The 17725-nt window shown below is 69.5% G+C and carries 15 protein-coding genes and 2 CRISPR repeat arrays; of the genes, 8 read left to right on the forward strand and 7 right to left on the reverse strand.

The window, feature by feature from the left end; genetic code table 11:
- Positions 1–105 precede the first annotated feature (105 nt).
- The 8 genes from Ade02nite_RS30035 (at position 106) to Ade02nite_RS30070 (ending at position 7819) form a co-directional block, all read left to right on the forward strand.
- A complete protein-coding gene (locus tag Ade02nite_RS30035; RefSeq protein WP_239169171.1) occupies positions 106–795 on the forward strand; it encodes a 4-carboxy-4-hydroxy-2-oxoadipate aldolase/oxaloacetate decarboxylase in 690 nt (229 codons plus the stop codon).
- Positions 792–1844 (forward strand): PrpF domain-containing protein, encoded by a 1053-nt coding sequence (locus Ade02nite_RS30040; protein WP_239169172.1) that lies wholly within the window; start codon positions 792–794, stop codon positions 1842–1844. The genes Ade02nite_RS30035 and Ade02nite_RS30040 overlap by 4 nt, the downstream gene beginning before the upstream one ends.
- Complete coding sequence (locus tag Ade02nite_RS30045; RefSeq protein ID WP_203771257.1) at positions 1841–2812, forward strand: VOC family protein; 972 nt, start codon at positions 1841–1843, stop codon at positions 2810–2812. Before Ade02nite_RS30040 ends, Ade02nite_RS30045 begins: the two co-directional genes overlap by 4 nt.
- Positions 2809–3810: an amidohydrolase family protein gene (locus tag Ade02nite_RS30050; RefSeq protein WP_203771259.1), complete on the forward strand. Its 1002-nt coding sequence runs from the start codon at positions 2809–2811 to the stop codon at positions 3808–3810. Before Ade02nite_RS30045 ends, Ade02nite_RS30050 begins: the two co-directional genes overlap by 4 nt.
- Before the next feature lie 8 nt (positions 3811–3818).
- Positions 3819–5471: a tannase/feruloyl esterase family alpha/beta hydrolase gene (locus tag Ade02nite_RS30055; RefSeq protein ID WP_203771261.1), complete on the forward strand. Its 1653-nt coding sequence runs from the start codon at positions 3819–3821 to the stop codon at positions 5469–5471.
- Between the two features lie 110 nt (positions 5472–5581).
- On the forward strand, positions 5582–5983 hold the full coding sequence (locus Ade02nite_RS30060; protein ID WP_203771263.1) for an MmcQ/YjbR family DNA-binding protein: 402 nt from the start codon (positions 5582–5584) through the stop codon (positions 5981–5983).
- A gap of 49 nt (positions 5984–6032) precedes the next feature.
- Positions 6033–6281: a hypothetical protein gene (locus Ade02nite_RS30065; protein WP_203771265.1), complete on the forward strand. Its 249-nt coding sequence runs from the start codon at positions 6033–6035 to the stop codon at positions 6279–6281.
- A 200-nt stretch (positions 6282–6481) separates the two neighbouring features.
- Positions 6482–7819 (forward strand): MFS transporter, encoded by a 1338-nt coding sequence (locus Ade02nite_RS30070; protein ID WP_239169173.1) that lies wholly within the window; start codon positions 6482–6484, stop codon positions 7817–7819.
- A gap of 1207 nt (positions 7820–9026) precedes the next feature.
- Positions 9027–9361: direct repeats of the CRISPR family, unit length 28 nt; unit sequence GGAACACCCCCGCGTGCGCGGGGAAGAG.
- A gap of 91 nt (positions 9362–9452) precedes the next feature.
- Positions 9453–11561: a CRISPR direct-repeat array (repeat unit 28 nt; unit sequence GGAACACCCCCGCGTGCGCGGGGAAGAG).
- A 68-nt stretch (positions 11562–11629) separates the two neighbouring features.
- Here the strand turns inward: Ade02nite_RS30070 and cas2e are convergent.
- Genes cas2e through casA form a run of 7 tightly spaced genes read right to left on the reverse strand, consistent with a single transcriptional unit; the run spans position 11630 to position 17704 of the window.
- Positions 11630–11986, reverse strand: coding sequence for a type I-E CRISPR-associated endoribonuclease Cas2e (gene cas2e / locus Ade02nite_RS30075; protein ID WP_203771269.1), 357 nt, complete (start codon positions 11984–11986; stop codon positions 11630–11632).
- Positions 11986–12936 (reverse strand): type I-E CRISPR-associated endonuclease Cas1e, encoded by a 951-nt coding sequence (gene cas1e / locus Ade02nite_RS30080; protein WP_203771271.1) that lies wholly within the window; start codon positions 12934–12936, stop codon positions 11986–11988. The genes cas2e and cas1e overlap by 1 nt, the downstream gene beginning before the upstream one ends.
- The gene (cas6e, locus tag Ade02nite_RS30085; protein ID WP_203771273.1) at positions 12933–13604 is read right to left on the reverse strand and encodes a type I-E CRISPR-associated protein Cas6/Cse3/CasE; all 672 of its coding nucleotides are present in this window, start codon (positions 13602–13604) and stop codon (positions 12933–12935) included. The genes cas1e and cas6e overlap by 4 nt, the downstream gene beginning before the upstream one ends.
- Positions 13605–13606: 2 nt before the next feature.
- On the reverse strand, positions 13607–14308 hold the full coding sequence (cas5e, locus tag Ade02nite_RS30090) for a type I-E CRISPR-associated protein Cas5/CasD (RefSeq protein ID WP_203771275.1): 702 nt from the start codon (positions 14306–14308) through the stop codon (positions 13607–13609).
- The gene (cas7e, locus tag Ade02nite_RS30095) at positions 14305–15429 is read right to left on the reverse strand and encodes a type I-E CRISPR-associated protein Cas7/Cse4/CasC (RefSeq protein ID WP_203771277.1); all 1125 of its coding nucleotides are present in this window, start codon (positions 15427–15429) and stop codon (positions 14305–14307) included. The genes cas5e and cas7e overlap by 4 nt, the downstream gene beginning before the upstream one ends.
- Complete coding sequence (casB, locus tag Ade02nite_RS30100) at positions 15426–16079, reverse strand: type I-E CRISPR-associated protein Cse2/CasB (protein ID WP_239169183.1); 654 nt, start codon at positions 16077–16079, stop codon at positions 15426–15428. The genes cas7e and casB overlap by 4 nt, the downstream gene beginning before the upstream one ends.
- 5 nt (positions 16080–16084) lie before the next feature.
- Positions 16085–17704, reverse strand: a complete 1620-nt coding sequence (gene casA / locus Ade02nite_RS30105) for a type I-E CRISPR-associated protein Cse1/CasA (RefSeq protein ID WP_203771281.1) — start codon at positions 17702–17704, stop codon at positions 16085–16087.
- Positions 17705–17725 lie beyond the last annotated feature (21 nt).

Here is a 17725-nt window from a genome sequence, read left to right on the forward strand (position 1 = left end):
GCGGGCCGACGCCGCGGACGTTACCCATATTGTCAACAATTTGGAAGACAATCTTGACTACGTTCTTAACGGGCCGTAGACATGGCCGTAATGAAGGAGGCACGCGTGGCATCGCACTACGTCGTCCGGAACGTCAGCCGGGCCGAACCCGAGACCATCGCCGCCCTGCGTGACGCGGGAGTGGCCGCCGTGCACGAGGCCGCGGGCCGTATCGGCCTGCTCGGCCCGGCGATCCAGGCCCGCCAGGAGGGCGCCGCCATCGGCGGCTCGGCGATCACCGTCTCGTGCCATCCCGGCGACAACCTCATGATCCACGCCGCCGTCGAGATGTGCCGCGCCGGCGACGTCCTGGTGGTCACGACCACCTCGCCGTCGACCGACGGCATGTTCGGTGACCTGCTCGCCACGTCGCTGATGGCGCGCGGCGTCGTGGGCCTGGTGACCGACGCGGGGGTACGGGACATCGCGACGTTGCGGGCGATGGGCTTCCCGGTCTGGTCGCGCGCCGTGCACGCGCAGGGCACCGTGAAGGCCAGCCCCGGATCGGTCAACGTGCCGGTCGTCGCCGCCGGCCAGATCGTCCACCCGGGCGACGTCATCGTGGCCGACGACGACGGGGTGCTCGCCCTGCCGATCGCCCGGGGCCCCGCGGTGGTGGCGGCCGCGCGCCGGCGTCTCGACAGCGAGGCCGCGAAGCGCGAGAAGCTCGCGAGCGGCACGCTCGGCGTCGACCTCTACAAGCTGCGCCCCCTGCTCGCCGAGCTCGGCGTCGAATACGTGGACGACCTGCCATGACGGAGTCCGATGGCATCCCGTGCATGCAGATGCGCGGTGGCAGCTCGAAGGGCGCCTACTTCCTCGCCTCCGACCTGCCCGCGGATCCCGCCGAGCGCGACGACCTGCTGCTGCGCATCATGGGGTCGCCGGACGAGCGGCAGATCGACGGCCTCGGCGGCGGCCATCCGCTGACGAGCAAGGTCGCCGTGGTGAGCCCGTCCCCGTCGCCGGACGCCGACGTCGACTACCTGTTCCTCCAGATCGTGCCGGACCGGCCGATCGTCACCGACGCGCAAACGTGCGGCAACCTCCTGGCCGGTGTCGGCCCGTTCGCGATCGAGCGCGGCCTGGTCGCCCCGGCCGGCGAGACCACCACCGTGCGCATCCGGATCATGAACCCTACCGAGAGCCTCGCCGAGGCCACAGTGCGAACGCCCGCTGACAAAGTGCGCTACGACGGCGACACCGTCATGGCGGGTACCCCTTTTCCCGCTGCTCCGATCGACCTGGCGTTCCCCGGCGGCGACGCGCCACTTTTCCCCACCGGAACACTCGTCAACTTCTTCGCCGGTGTGGAGGCGACCGCCGTCGACGCGGGCATGCCGGTCGTCGTGGTCCGCGCCGCCGATCTCGGGATCGACGGCGACGAGCCGCCCGAGCGGCTCGAAGCCGACGACGCGCTGCGCGCCAAGGTCGAGGCCCTTCGCCTGGCGGCCGGCGAGGCGATGGGCCTCGGCGACGTCCGCGACAAGACCGTCCCCAAGGTCAGCATCGTCTCCGCGCCGCGCCAGGGCGGCACGGTCACCACCCGCACGTTCATCCCGCACCGGGTGCACGCCGCCATCGGCGTCCTGGGCGCGGTGTCGGTCGCCGCGGCCCTGCGCGCGCGGGGCGAGGCCGCCGAGCGCCTGGTGCGCGTCGAGCACCCGAGCGGCTTCTTCGACGCGTACGTCGATCTCGAAGGGACCGGCCCGCAGACCCGGCTGGTGCGCAGCAGCGTGGTCCGCACGGCCCGCAAGTTGTCCGACGGCCTGGTGTGGCCGCGCAGCGGAAAGGCAACCGAATGAGCGTCACGCACGACCCGGACCGGCGCCGGGACATCGCCCACGTGGGGCCGATCGAGCTCCGCACGGCGGTGCTCGAGGAGTCGCGCGACTTCTTCGTCGACCTCATGGGCCTGCGGGAGGTGCACCGCGACGCGTCCTCGGTCTATCTGCACACCTGGGACGACTACCAGTCCTGGACCGTCCGGCTCGTCCGCCACGACCAGGCCGGCATCGGGCGCACCTACCTGCGGGCCGCGAGCCCGCAGGCCCTCGACCGCCTCCGCGAGAGCGTCGGCACGGACCGATCGGTCAAGGATGTCCCCGGCCTGGGCGAGGTCTTCCTCTACACCGACCCCGATGGCCACGAGATGGGCCTGTACTGGGATGCCGAGTGGTATCAGGCCGGCGATCCGGACCGGCCCGCCCTCAAGAACCAGGCCGCGAAGTACCCAGGCCGGGGCGCGAATCTCCGCCGGCTCGACCACGTCAACTACCTCACCGCCGACGTGCCGCAAACGAGCGCTTACCTGCGCGACACGCTCGGCGCCCGCTGCACCGAGCAGATCGTCAAGGACGACGGCTCACCGCAGGCCATCTGGTACTCGCTCGGCAACAAGACCTACGACCTCGTCTACACCGAGGACTGGACCGGCAGCCGCGGGCGCCTGCACCACGTCGCCTTCGCCACCGACACGCGCGAGGAGATCCTGCGCGCGGCCGACGTCTGCCTCGACGCCGGCGTCCACATCGAGACCGGCCCGCACAAACACGCGATCCAGCAGACCTTCTTCCTGTACGTGTGGGAGCCCGGCGGCAATCGCATCGAGATCTGCAACGCCGGCGCGCGGCTGATCCTCGCCCCCGACTGGCGCACCATCAGCTGGACGCGCGAGGAGCGGGCCAAGGGGCAGGCGTGGGGCCTCAAGACCATCGACACCTTCCACACCCACGGCACCCCGGTCGTGCCCGTCGAGGAGGCCGGCGCGTGATCATCGACTGCCACGGCCACTACACCACCGCCCCCGCCGCGCACACCGACTGGCGCGCGCGGCAGCAGGAGGCGTTCACTTCCGGCCGGCAGGCACCCCCGTACCCGAAGATCTCCGACGACGAGATCCGCGAGTCCATCGAGGGAAGTCAGCTGCGCCTCATGCGGGAGCGCGGCGTCGACCTGACCATTTTCTCCCCGCGCGCGTCGGCGATGGGCCACCACTTCGGCGACGAGACGGTCAGCCTGGCCTGGACGACCGCGTGCAACGACCTGATCGCCCGGGTCACCGGCCTCTATCCGGACCACTTCGCCGGCGTCTGCCAGCTCCCGCAGTCGCCCGGCGTGCCGATCGCCCACTCGATCGCCGAATTGCGAAGGTGTGTCAGCGAGCTCGGCTTCGTCGGCTGCAACCTCAACCCCGACCCGAGCGGCGGGCACTGGACGTCCGCCCCGCTCACCGACGAGTCGTGGTACCCCTTCTACGAGGCCATGGTGGAGCTCGACGTCCCCGCCATGGTGCACGTGTCGGCGGTGACGAACACGAGCTTCCACGCCACCGGATCGCACTACCTCAACGCCGACACCACCGCGTTCATGCAGTTCGTGCAGTCGGACCTGTTCCGGCGCTTCCCCGGGCTGCGCTTCATCATCCCGCACGGCGGGGGAGCGGTGCCCTACCACTGGGGACGCTTCCGCGGGCTCGCCGACATGCTCGGCCGGCCACCGCTCGACGAGGCCGTCATGACCAACGTCTTCTTCGACACCTGCGTCTACCACCAGCCCGGCATCGACCTGCTGTTCAAGGTGATCGACGTGGACAACATCCTGTTCGGCTCCGAGATGGTCGGCGCCGTGCGCGGCGTCGACCCCGAGACCGGCCACTACTTCGACGACACCCGCCGCTACGTGGACGCCCTCGGCCTCTCCGACACCGATCGCTACAAGGTCTACGAAGGCAATGCCCACCGCGTGTTCCCCCGTCTCTTCCGTGAGTAGGTGAGCCCATGCGCCGTCCGTCCCCCCTTCTGCTCTCCGCCGTGCTCGTGGCGGCGTCCGCTTTCGCCGCCACCGCCCCGCCCTCCGGAGGGCCGGCCGACCTGCGAGCCCTGACCCCAAGAATCGACTGCGCGGCCGTACGAGGTGTCGACCTGAGCCGTGCCACCGACGCCCCCGTCACCATCGCGTCCGCGACCGTCGTCACCGCCGGCACGCCCGCGCCCTACTGCGAGGTGCGCGGCACGATCGCCCCGGCCGACACGTTCGTCGTCCGCCTGCCCACCGAGGGCTGGACCCAGCGCTACGTGCAGACCGGCTGCGGCGGCCTCTGCGGCAACGCGACCATCAACTACGGCCAGGCCGCCGGCTGCGAGCCGGTCACCGACGGCGCGGTCGCCAGCGCCACCACCGACATGGGCCACCAGGGCCGCAACGACGGCTCGTGGGCGGCGAACAACCCGCAGGCGCAGATCGACTTCGCGTACCGCGGCGTGCATGTCACCGCGCAGACGGCCAAGGCGCTCATCAAAGCCTTCTACGGCAAGGCGCCGCGCTACTCGTACTTCACCGGCTGCTCCGACGGCGGCCGCGAGGCCCTGATGGCGGCCCAGCGCTACCCGGACGACTTCGACGGCATCGCGGCCGGCGCGCCCGCGAGCAACATGGCCGTGCAGAACACCTTCCACCACGCCTGGAACGTGCTCGCCAACAAGGACGCGAACGGCAACTACATCCTGCTGGCCAACAAGTTGCCGCTCGTTCACACCGCCGTCCTGGCCGCCTGCGACACGATCGACGGCTTGCGGGACGGCCTCATCGACGACCCGAGGCTGTGCCGCTTCAACCCGTCGACGCTGACCTGCAAGGCCGGCCAGGACCCGTCCACCTGCCTCTCAGCGGCCGAGGCGGCGGTGGTGCGCAAGCTGCACGACGGTGCTGTCACGTCGTCGGGCGCGCGGCTCGAGCCGTACATCTCGCACGAATGGGGTTCCGAGCTCGAATGGACCCTGTTCATCCCGGCCGCGCAGGGCCAGACGGTGGCAAGCGAGAACTTCGCCCTGTCGTACCTGCGGTACCTGGCGCAGCCGAACAACCCGCGCCCCACGTACCAGCTGAGCGATCTTCGTCTGACGGTCGAGTCGTTCTGGAAGACCGTGATGCCGTCCTCGTCGTACATGGCAGCCCTGGACCCTGACCTGAACGCCTTCAAACGCGGCGGCGGCAAGCTGATCCTCTGGCACGGCTGGAACGACCAGCACATCTCCCCGCAGGGCACGCTCATCTACTACGACGCCCTGCGAAGGTCCGTCGGCAACGCCGACAGCTTCGCCAAGCTCTACCTGTTCCCCGGCATGGCCCACTGCGGCGGCGGCGAGGGCCCGAACAGCTTCGACGTCCTCACCCCCGTCATGTCCTGGGTGGAGACCGGCAAGCAGCCCGGCCGCATCGTGGCCACCAGCGCCGCCCGCACCCGCCCGGTCTTCCCGTACCCGGCCGTGGCCCGCTACGACGGCACCGGCAGCACCGACGACGCCTCGAACTTCGTCGCCTACACCCCGCGCAACCCCGTCCGCACCGACGCCGATTGGGTGGGCAAGGGCCTCTATTCGTCGCAGTACCAGACCTGGCCCCGAGCCGTGAACGGCAAGCTGGTCCTCTGACGTTGCCGCCGGCGGTCGCCCTCGCGGCCGCCGGCGTAGCCGGGGTGGGCCGTTCGTCCGGACCGGCTTGCGGCCTGACCCTCGAGCCGGAAGCCGGTATGGTCGGGGCCATGTCGGGCCCCGGAGACGTGCCACCGGAAATCCTCGACCGGCTGCGGGCGATCTGCGGGCGGCTCCCCGAGGCTTATGAGGAACCGGCCTGGATCGGCGTGCGCTGGCGGATCCGCAAGCGCACGATCGCCCACGTCTACATCCCCGATGCGGACCGCTTCTCCGTCTACGCCCCGTACCTGGTCGACGGCGAGGCGCCGACCGTGATGACCTTCCGCGTGCCCCTCGACGACCTGCTCGGCCTGACCGCCGGCGGCTTCCCGTTCTTCCGCGCGGGGTGGGGCCACAACGTCGCGGCCGTCGTCCTCGGCGACCACACCGACTGGACGGAGATCGCCGAACTGGTCACCGACAGCTACTGCGAGATGGCCCCGAAGTTCCTGGCCGCCCGCGTCACGTAAGGCCTCCGCGGGCACCATACCGATCCGCGCGGCGGCGTACCCTCAGTCTGTGCGGAAGCCGTTCCTCCTCGCGCTGACTCCCGCTGACACGCGCTACGTCGAGGCGGTGCGCGCCGATCGCCCTGTGCCGCTCCGCGAGATCGTCGGGCACGCCGTACCCGGTGACGGGCGTCCCGCCCTGTGCGGCGCCGATGTCACGCGGGCGGCGCCGAGAACCAGCTTCTGGGACGACTTCCTCGACGAGCAGTGGGGACCGATCCGCCTGTGCCTGCCCTGCCGTTCCGCCGCCTCGCCTTGATCGGCCGCGTCGCCGCCTCGCCTTGATCGGCCGCGTCGCCGCCTCGCCTTGCCCTGCCGTTCCACCGCCTCGCCTTGATCGTCCGCGCCGCCGCCTTGCCCTGATCGTCCGGTTCGCCCACCTCGGCGCGAAAATGGCGCGACATCGGTCGATCGGGCCCGGAGACTGTCCGAGTGATCGCCGCCGCTGTCCTCCGCCACATGCGTCCCCCGTCACCCCTGGCCGGACGGCTCTCCGCCCAGTCTTTGCTGTTCGCCCTCGGCGAGGGCGCCTTCATGACGGGCTCGGCGGTCTTCTTCACCCAGATCGTCGGCCTGTCCGCCGCCCAGGTCGGACTGGGCCTGACCTGCGCGGGCATCGCCGCGTTCCTGGCCGCGCTGCCGATGGGCAAGCTGGTCGACCGCTTCGGCCCGAAGAGGATGTGGGCCGTCAGCGCCGCCGGTCAGGCGGCGATGTTCGCGGTCTGGCCCCTCATCACCGACTTCCGCGGCTACGTCGCGATGGCCATCGTCATGGAAGTCCTCGGCGCCCTGGGCGGCGCCGCGCACGGCGCCTACACGATCGACGTCCTGCCGCCCGGCGAGCGCGTGAAGTCGCGGGCCTACATGTACTCCGCGCTCAACCTAGGCTTCACTTTGGGCTCCCTCGTCGGCGGCGTCGCGCTGGCCTTCCACTCCAACGACGTCCTGCACGCGCTGCCCTGGTTCACCGCCGCGGCCTTCCTGGTGAACGCCACCGCCATCAGCCGGTTGCCCCGGGCCAGGCACGACGAGCGCACGCCGTCGGAACGCAAGGTGAAGGTGCCCGGCCCCGGCCCGCTGCGCAACCCCGGCTGGCTTCTCACCACCTTCTTCGAAGGGGTCTTCTGGACCAACCAGGTGCTGCTCAACGTCGTGATCCCGCTGTGGCTCGTCGAGCAGACGGACGCGCCCCGGGTGCTGCTGGCCTTCCTGTTCGGCACCAACACGGTGATGTGCATCTTCCTGCCCATGGTGGCGGCCCGCGGAGTCACCGGCATACCCACAGCGCTGCGCGCGGTCCGGGTGTCATCAACCTTCTTCGTGATCTCCTGCCTGATCACGATGGTCACCCACGACACCGTCGGCTGGGTCACCATCGCCCTGGTCTGGCTGGGCCACGTCACCGTGACCGGGGCGGAGCTCTACCTCTCGGCGGCAGGCTGGACGTTCGAGGCCGAGCTGATGGACCCCCGCCAGCGGGGCGCCTACCAGGGAGCGGCCAACCTGACGGGCACTCTCGGCAAGGTGTGGGCGCCGGCGGTGTTCACCTTCCTCGCGATGAATTGGGGCGCCGCCGGCTGGCTGGTGATCGCGAGCATCATCGTGGTCGCCACCATCGCGATCCACCCGTCAACCCGCATGGCGAGGCGCTTCCTGGAGAAGCATGTCCCGCCGGAAGTATTGAACGACGCCCGCGCCTCCGGCCCAGAAGAGGCCGACCTCGTCGATGTTCCGTCGCTCAGCGCAGTCGACGCTCCGGTGCCGGAACGGACCGTCCGCCCCGATCAGCCGACGTAGCCTGCCGTCCCCGAGTCGACAGAACGTGCCGGGTGTCGCACTGGGCGACCCGGCAATGCGGTGTTCCGTGCGGGGAGAAGCGCAGCCGCGACGGCCCCGAGACTGACCGCCCCGTGCCCTCCGCCGTGACGTGGGGTCAGATGATCACTCCCGGATCAGCGAAGTGGTCCAGGCGGGACTCGAACCCGCGGCTGAGTTCGTCCGGCGGCCGCGGCCGCACGACGTGACTTTACTGGGACCGACCAAGTCATTACCGATACGGCGCTCATCGGATCACCTGCGTGCGCGGGACAAGTCAGTGCCGTGTTGATGGCAGCGCGCCCTGCTGATTCCCTTCGCTTGCGCGACGATCGGAGTCGGCCGCCGGGCTTGCGTCTCCCGCGAGGAACAAATGCATGCGCCCTTGCGAACTATCGGATGGTACGGAACGCCCCCCGCGTGCGCGGGGAGCAGTCGCGCAGGCGTACGGCACGACCAACGCCGAAGGAACACCCCCGGGTGTGCGGGGAGCAGATTTGCCGGAAGACCGGCGACTTGAGTGCGGCCGGAACACCCCCGCGTGCGCGGGGAACAGTCGTACGCCTTGAACATTGCGGCGCGGTTCCGCGGAACATCCCCGCGTGCGAGAGGAAGAGGTCAAGCAGATGGTCCGCGACGTCGAGTGGTTGGGAACACCCTGCGTGCGCGGGGAGGAGTACCTACACCGAAAGCATCAACAGCTGGCGCTCGGACACCCTCGCGTGCGCGGGAAGAGGGCATAATGACCTACGAGACCGACACCAAACGCTGGAACACCCCCGCGTGCGCGCGGAAGAGGTCGCCGGGCGCCGCTACCGGATCGAGTACGTCGGAACACCCCCGCGTGCGTGGGGAAGAGACGACCATCGCTCCCGTGCAGAACCAGGTGTGGGGGAACACCCCCGGGCGCGCGGCCTCTTCCCCGCGCACGCGGGGGTGTTCCGGCTCACGGTTCAAACGCCACGACCGGCGGCGCCTCTTCCCCGAGATCAACTTCGTTGGCGGGGACGAGCGTCGGAACACCCCCGGGAAGAGTTCCACTACCAGGGTTCGAACGCCGGGGACACGGGAACACCCCCGCGTGCGCGGGGAAGAGGGGTGTGACGCCCCGTATCCGATCTTGCAGGACGGAACATCCCGCGTGCGTGGGGAAGAGGTCGGCCGCTACGGCGGCAAGCTCGACGTCAGCGGAACACCCCCGCGTGGGCGGGGAAGAGGCTCGCCGAGTAGGGAGGTGAGGCGGCCGGCCTGGGAACACCCCCGCGTGCGCGGGGAAGAGGGTGGTTACACCTGGGCTACACAGGGCTTCGAGGGAACACCCCCGCGTGCGCGGGGAAGAGGCGATGCCCGACTCGGCCACCTACACCGCGATCGGAACACCCCCGCGTGCGCGGGGAAGAGGGCGGCGGCTCGACCGCGACCGGCTCTGGCCAGGGAACACCCCCGCGTGCGCGGGGAAGAGCCCGCCGAAGCGCGTGTGGTTGGTGGTCACTTCGGAACACCCCCGCGTGCGCGGGGAAGAGACGGCCTCGTTCTGCACGTACCAGGTCGGCTGTGGAACACCCGCGCGCGCGGGGAAGAGCGATCCTCGCCGAGGGCGATGTGGTGGGCATCCGGAACACCCCCGCGTGCGCGGGAAGAGGTCCTGGCAAGACCAAGAGTGCGGGGAGCACAGGGAACACCCCCGCGTGCGCGGGGAAGAGGACCAACGTCGAGGTGACGGTGGACGGCGGCGCGGGAACACCCCCGCGTGCGCGGGGAAGAGGATCTCTGGGTCCGGGTGCGGGACGGCACCGTGGGAACACCCCCGCGTGCGCGGGGAAGAGGTTTCCGGATCATGCCGACCGAGCAGTTCCTCCGGGAACACCCCCGCATGCGCGGGGAAGAGTTTTCCCCACACTCCATCGCGAGGAGAGCACCCGGAACACCCCCGCGTGCGCGGGGAAGAGCTGCCTCGCCACCGGCCGACAGCGGTTGCCCCAGGAACACCCCCGCGTGCGCGGGGAAGAGGGCAACTCGATCTCCGTCCCGAACCTGCCCAAGGGAACACCCCCGCGTGCGCGGGGAAGAGGGCCGACGGGATGCGCCGGCCGGACTCCGGCACGGAACACCCCCGCGTGCGCGGGGAAGAGGGCGCTCCACCCGGCGCCGTCAGACTGCGCGACCGGAACACCCCCGCGTGCGCGGGGAAGAGCAGCGTCGCGACGCGGCGATTCTCTACGTCTTCGGAACACCCCCGCGTGCGCGGGGAAGAGCAGGCCCAGCTGCGCGAGTGCCGCCTGTACCGGGGAACACCCCCGCGTGCGCGGGGAAGAGTGCAGATCCGCCCACGCGTCGGCGGGCGGATCGGGAACACCCCCGCGTGCGCGGGGAAGAGTGCCGCGTTCATCGCCGGCAGCCTCGAAGGAAAGGAACACCCCCGCGTGCGCGGGGAAGAGGCTGATCCGCTGGTTCAGCAGCCGGTACGCCTCGGAACACCCCCGCGTGCGCGGGGAAGAGCGGACCACGCTCGGCGTGCCCTACACGGTCGACGGAACACCCCCGCGTGCGCGGGGAAGAGGGCTGCGGCGGGGCCGAGGGTGGTGGCGGCCCGGGAACACCCCCGCGTGCGCGGGGAAGAGAGGCTCGCACCGGTGGGCGCGCGGCCTGCCCGGGGAACACCCCCGCGTGCGCGGGGAAGAGCCGGATGCGACGGGCCGGGCGAACGGCTCCAACGGAACACCCCCGCGTGCGCGGGGAAGAGGACCGGCACCGGCGCGCTCGGCTGATCGGAGGCGGAACACCCCCGCGTGCGCGGGGAAGAGTGCTGCGCCGTCGTCGTGCGCAACGGCATCGAATTCCGGAACACCCCCGCGTGCGCGGGGAAGAGGGGGTCTTCTGGTCGGTCATGGCGGGGTCTCCGGGAACACCCCCGCGTGCGCGGGGAAGAGAATCATTGCCTCAAGGGCTTTGTGCGCGTAACCGGAACACCCCCGCGTGCGCGGGGAAGAGGTCTTCCCATAGAGCTGGGCGGTGGCGAACCTGGGAACACCCCCGCGTGCGCGGGGAAGAGATCCGCTCGTCGTTCCACGGCCCCAGCTCGACCGGAACACCCCCGCGTGCGCGGGGAAGAGTCAAGTGTTTGCCGTGAGCGACATGCTGGATGCGGAACACCCCCGCGTGCGCGGGGAAGAGTGTCACTCGACTTCACCCAGGCCACCAAACCCCGGAACACCCCCGCGTGCGCGGGGAAGAGTCCATCTCGTACGTCCAGACGCGCTCCTGGACCGGAACACCCCCGCGTGCGCGGGGAAGAGTACCAGCGGTTCATCGACCAGGGCATCGCCTCGGGAACACCCCCGCGTGTGCGGGGAAGAGGAAACGAGCGTCCTCGACAAGATCGCTTACCCGGGAACACCCCCGCGTGCGCGGGGAAGAGGTCGTGCATCGGGCCTTCGAGGTACTTGGCCTGCGGAACACCCCCGCGTGCGCGGGGAAGAGGCCGTCACCACCTGAGACCGGGCCGCCGGGTCAGGAACACCCCCGCGTGCGCGGGGAAGAGCCCTTCGAGCTGTCCGCGGAGCCGGGGATCTCGGGAACACCCCCGCGTGCGCGGGGAAGAGGCAGCGGGTGGAGTCCCACAGGTGCGCGTACGGGGAACACCCCCGCGTGCGCGGGGAAGAGTAGCCGTAGGCCTTGGCGATGCGGTCCTGCCAGGGAACACCCCCGCGTGCGCGGGGAAGAGACTTGTTGACCTGTAGGTTTTAAGATCAAGAGTGCGGATTTTGTTCACTCCTGTTGCCCTGGCATGGCCTATGACGGCCTGCCGCGGCGGCCGAAGCGGCGACGCTCGGCGGCTTTGCTCCAGCCGGCTGGCAAAGCCGGGTTGAACGGTGAGTTTCCCGGACGGCGGATCAGTGTCACGCCGTCCAAATCGACCGGCTCCCAATGATGGTCGTGTACGGCGAAGGAGAGTCGCTGTTCGCCGCGTTTCTGGTACACCAGCAGCGCGCGACCAGGTCCTGCCATCTCGACCACTCGTGCCCAGAGACGGTCCCGGACGCGTGTGCTGATGTGGCCGACGTAGACGCCTGCGGAGATTTCCAGGAGCCACTGGGTCAGGTGCCCACGGAGACCCGGTGGGCAGGCAGTGAGGATGATGACGGTCATCAGAAGTCCACGTCGCCGATGTCGGCATAGTTGCGACCGGCGGCGACTTCGAAGCCTTCATCGTCCCAGAGCCGGACGGCTTCTTCGTCTTCGACCTCGCCAACGCCTTCGGGCCGGAGCAGCAGCATGCGAATATCACGAACGCATCGTTCCAGCAGGGCGCCGTCGTGTACGTGATCGCGCACTCGGCGGCGCACGTCGGCGCTGATGTCGGTGGAGCCTTCCGCGATCAGATCGAAGGCGATCGGGATGGTGATCTCGGCCTTGTAGAGATCGGCGATGTCGTACACGAACGCCCGCTCGTGGCCGGTGTGGACGAATCCAAGGCCGGGAGCCGCGCCCAAGGCCACGATGACAGCGTGCACTATCCCGTACAGGCAGGTGTGCGCGGCCGACAGCGCCTGGTTGATCGGGTCACCGGTGGCGAAGTCCGCCTTGTCGTACTCGCGCTGGCTCCAAGCCACGCTGGTCCGTTTAGCGTTCTCGCGGTAGATCCGGCGTACTCGCGCGCCTTCTTTGCCTCGTAGCTGCTGCATCGAGAGACTGCCGGTGTCTTCGCCCGGAAAGCGCATCGCATACATAGTGCGGGCCACGGCCAGCCGCCTCATCCGGTTGCTGACCGCAGCCGCTTGGGCGTTCAGCAACCGGCTGGAGGAGGCCAGGGAACGGCCGTGGGCGTAGTAGCGGACGCCGCGCTCGCCTACCCAGACTGCGGTGGCGCCGTGGTCGGCGAGCAAGGAGATCGCCTGATGGGTGATGCTGGTGCCGGGTCCGAGCAGCAGCACACCGATAGTGGCGGCGGGGATGTGCACGACGCCGCGGTCGTCGGTCGCTGTGATCGCGTTGCTGTCGCGGTGGATGACGCTGCGCTCGAGATAGAGGAAACTTATGCGGTCCTCGGCACGGCTCAGGTCGGCGAGTTCGGCAGGCGTCGCCCCGGAGGACTTCATCTTCCGTCGACGGCGGCGAGGGTGAGCAGACCACAGCCGTACGCCTTGGCGTGCCCGATGCCGCTGACCAAGGCTGTACGGAAGTCGTCTCCGTTGGTGACCTCAAGTACTCCGTCGTACGTTGCTGTGGTCAGCGTGACCGAGTGTGTCCCACGTTTGAAACTCAGCGTCTGCCGCCGGTGCAGGCGCAGATTCGGCCGCCCGTCCGACTGCGCTGCCACGGTGAACCCGCATCGAGCAGCACGCTTGAGCAGCCACTCCTGCTGCTCCCCTTCTCGGAGGTAGCCGAAGCGCTGCGTCTCCTTGGCCTCAGGAGTCTGACGTCCGCTGTGGACCGGATTGGCGGTGAGCCGGAACGCCCAGCGCTGACCGGGTCGCAGCGTCGCAAGCAGCGGATCGTACTCACGGGTGTCCCAGGCCGAGGTCGTCGGCCAACCGGCTTGTTCGACCAGGTGGGTGAGATCGGGACGACCGGGGCTGACCACGTACAGATAGACGGTTGCGGTGGTCGGCGTGTCGAGTCGCCACAGGGTGCGGCTGCCCGCGCGCTCGTAATCCTCAGGCTCAGCGAATGCGGCTCGAACCGCGGCGTGCATGGCCTGTGGCGACGAGAGAAGCTTCCGTGCCCCACGACGGGCCGGGTTGATCTGGAATCGGGTGAGGAACATGGTCAGCCTCCCAGCAGGCTCAACGGATCATGGTCGGCTGCGCCGGGTCGTTCCGCGAGGTCGTTGGGGACGTCCACGTGGCGGCGCAGCACCGAGCGCCAAGTGTGCTGCCGGTGCGCGGGATCGAAGGTGACCGGTTCGTCGGGAAGGGTTTCGGTGCTCTGCTCACCCGGGCGGGCATCGCGGACGATCTCCAGCCGGACGCTCGGGCCGGCACGGCGCCGGAGCCGCTCGGCGGCCAGCCAGGGCCACGAGTCTAGGGCGTCGTCGAGGGTGGTGTCGTGCACGCCGAGGCTGACCGGCCCGGCCGGCGGGCACGAACGGCGGCCGAGATAGAGCGGGTATCGGGGGCGACTCAATGCGTGCGCGAGATCTTGGAGCAGCGCCGCGTCGCCGTGGACCGCGGCGAGGAATGTCGCGTCGGACAGGTAGAAGCGGTAGGTCAGCGGGGCACTGTCCCGTCCGTCGAGGGAACGGGCGGTCTGGAAGTCCCGCAGGATCTGACCTGGCTGGTCCAGCCGAACCCCGAACTCCAGCCCGAGCAGCTCGGTGAGCGGCTCGGTACGGCGAATGCCTTTTGCGGCGGCGAGCATGCCGATGACTCCGCTCTTGGTCGGCGCGGTGTCGGTGCCCCGCCTGGCGAAGCGGCTGGAGGAACCCCATGACTGGAGCGGACCCGCGAGTCTGAGCAACAGGACGGTCATGCCGGCTGTCCGAGTGTCAGCTCGACCCGCTCGGCGACCTCGTTCACCAGCTCGTCCAGGGTGGTCGCCTTGCCGAGGTCGGCCAGCACCGAGGTCTGCTCACCGACCTGGGTGACCCAGCTTGCGACCGGCTGCTCGCCGTAGGCGCCCTCGACCGCCGTCGTGTGTGCGGCCAGGGCGGCTGCGGCCAGTTTGATTCGCCCGGCCTCTTGGGTTTCCCGGATGGGGGTCTCGAAGGCGCCGACCAGGTTGATCGGCTGCGTGTCGCGCAGCCGTACGACGATCGCATCGGGCAGCGTGCGGTGGGCGAAGGTGTTCTGCTTGCCGGTGGGCATGCTGCGGGTGAAGGCGATGAGGAAGGCCTTGACCGCGGCCTGGGTGGCCGTCGCCGAGCCGAGCGTCTCGTGCAGGGCATTTACGTCGACGGTCGCGTAGCGGTAGAGGGTGGACGAGTTGAACTCGATGGTGCCGATCATGCCGGCGCCGGTCTCGGCCACGTCTTCCTTCCGGTCGTCGACCGCGGTGAAGTAGTCGAACTCGTTGTCCACCGCGTGCACGCTGATGGCGTGGGCTACCTGGCAGGCAGCGTCGACGTTGATGTCGGTCATGTCGGCGACCATCCGGCCGAACATGGCGATGTCCACGGAGTGGTCGCTCTTCGCCAGGGCCTTGAATCGGTTCTTGTCCAGCGGGATGCCGGTGCGGGCGGCTTCCAGCGCCGCACCGGCGAGGTTGTCCAGCTGCCGGTGGCTGAGAAACAGCAGGTAGCCGGACTCGGCGTTCGCCGCCTCGCTCTTCTTCTTCTCGGCCTTGGCGAGGCCGGCGGCGGCGAACACTTCAGAAGCCATCGCCGACGCTTCCTGGTCGGACAACTCCGGGTCGAGGACCTTGATGCGCTCTGCCAGGGACTCACCGACCCGCTTGGTCCGTTCGCCGAGCTGCGAACGGTCGAGCAGGTCTCTGAAGGCTAGCCGGATCGCACGCTTCCATGCCTGGCTGGAGACCCGAGCCCGGCGCACGCCGCCGTAGACGGCGGTCTTCGGCGAGCCGGTGTCGTCGCGGTTGAGGTTGCTCGGCGGCACGGTGTGCAGGGCGTAGACGTCGATGATGGCGCGATTCATGCTGGGCTCTCCTCGGAATTGTCGGAGTCGGAGTCGGTTTGCGGGCGGCTACGGAAGAACTCGCGTCCCCAGATGGCCTGCACCTGCTGCCGGTCGCTAGGGCGGCGCAGGGTGCACAGGTCCTCGGCGAGCAGGCCGTAGTCGAGCGGGATTTGATGGCCGCGCAACATGGTGATCAGCCCACGGAGGTGATAGATGCTTTCCTGATACGTGCTGGCTGTGCCAAGAGCGGCGAAGCGGCGGCGTACGCCGTCCGGTCCGTCCGAGGCGCGGACAAGCTCGGCCACGGCCCGGCCGAGCCCGTGACCGTCGATGTGCATCTTTTCCCGACGCGATTGCTGGTGCAGCGCATAGAGACTCACCGCGTCGTGCACGGCGTACTCCACGTCGGCGGCTGTCTCGGTCTGCCGCGCGTCGAGGAACTCGTCCGGGACGTACAGATAATCCTCGAGGGTGTAGTCGAAGCCGGGCTCCCGGCCGATGGCGCGCCGCAGCCGAGCCAGGGCGCTGACAGCCTGGGGCTGCGGTGGATCGCACAGCAACCGGGCCTGCAATCGGCCGACGGTACGCGCAACGTGGCCGCCAAGCTCGGTGCGCCGCGTCCTTCCCTTCTGTTTACGCGCCTGTGCAGCCGGCGGGCCGGCTTCCATCGTGGTCACGCTGGTACCTCCTGATCCGTACTGGTCGTCATGGAGAGCGCCTTGGCCAGGTCGCGGCGGAACCACGTCTCGGCCTGGAAGCTGGAGTAGTGGACCTCCCGGCCGTTGCGGTCTTCCTTGGTCCGGCCCACCCAGGCCGCGGGACCAGCTGCTTCGACCATCCGGCGACCGATGCGGGCCACGACCTGCCGCACCTGGTCCTGCCACGCCGCGCGCTCGGCGGCAGGGTCACTCTCCGGACCAAGTCGGGCGAGCCATTCACGGAAGACCTGATCCAGTACGGCGTACGCCCGCTCGGCCGCGCGATCGGCGTCGCCGCCATCGTCGGGACCGCCGGCGGCACGGACCAGGTTCGTGGCGAGACCCCGCAACGCCCGGACTGCCGCCTCGGCGTCGGCGCTGGCGTCGACAGCCGTGGTCCGCAGTGGCGAGTCCTCGACCAGCAGCAGCACGTTCATGGTCAATGTGTCGGAGAAGACCTCGTCGATGACTGCCTGCTGGGTGCCGTAGGTGATGCTGACGGCATGGGGCCGGGCCTGGAAGTCCTGACCGATCACGCCGTCGCGGGTCAGCCGGGCCAGCCATTGCAGCACCGTCGCCGAGAGCCGCTGCGGCGGTTTCCCGGCGGACGGCAGGGGCGGGGGCAGCAGGGTCTGCAGTCCTCGCCACAAGGCCCTGGTGTGGTCGTACGGGCGAGGCAGGTAGATCGGAGTCCGTTTCTGCTCGCGTTCCCGTGGTGCGCTGCGCCCCCACACGCTCATCGGTTCCAGCAGGTGGCGGTCCTGCCAGTCGAGCCGGTCACCGATGGCGATCATCGCTCCCTTGATGCCGCCGGTGTCGCCGAACAGCCTTATGCGGCGTGATTGCCAGGTGTAAAGGCTGAGTAGGCCGTACGGGCCGCGCGTCGCGTCGGCTTCCTCGGCGGCGTTCTGCGGTTCGCGCTCCCACACCGGCAGATCCCGCTCGTCGGATCGTTGCCAGTTCGGGGCGATCGGCACGAGGTTGAGAAGCAGGGTCTCTCGCAGAGTGGTGCCTTCCAGGTAGACGCCGCCGAGGTTGCCGACCGCGCCGACGCCGATCGAGTAACCCTTGCCCTTCTTCACCCGGGGATCACCAACTGCTCCGGTCTTGATGCCGGCCGGGTCGTACGCCTGGCAGTGCACCAGCCATCGGGCTGCCTCGGCGGGGGAGATCGACTCCATGCCGGGGCCGGCCCGGGTGGTCAGGAAGGGCATGCCATTGGGTACGTCGGCGATCAGCCGCTCCAGACCGTAGGTGTTCTCCTTGTCCGCCCGCAGGTCGGCTACCTGGTAGAAGGGATGCCGCGGATGCAGCAAGTCGAACCGGTCACGGAATTCGTCGAGGTAGTCGGTCAGGTCGGTCAGGGGCAGCCGCCGGTCCCGCCACAGGGCTTGCCAGGACGCCTCGCCGTTCGGCCCGCCGGTGATGCGATGTAGGACGGCCAGCGCCAAGCGCAGGATCGCGAACGTTTGAGTAGGTAGTTCACAGGCGATCATGCGGATCTCACCGGCCTGCTCGAACAGCCCGCGCAGCGACACCTCGCGGCGTCGACCCGCGCCATCCAGCACCGGGATCCAAGGCTTATCGATCAACATGAACCCGTCGGAGTTACTCGT

Source organism: Paractinoplanes deccanensis (assembly GCF_016862115.1).
GTDB lineage: Bacteria > Actinomycetota > Actinomycetes > Mycobacteriales > Micromonosporaceae > Actinoplanes > Actinoplanes deccanensis.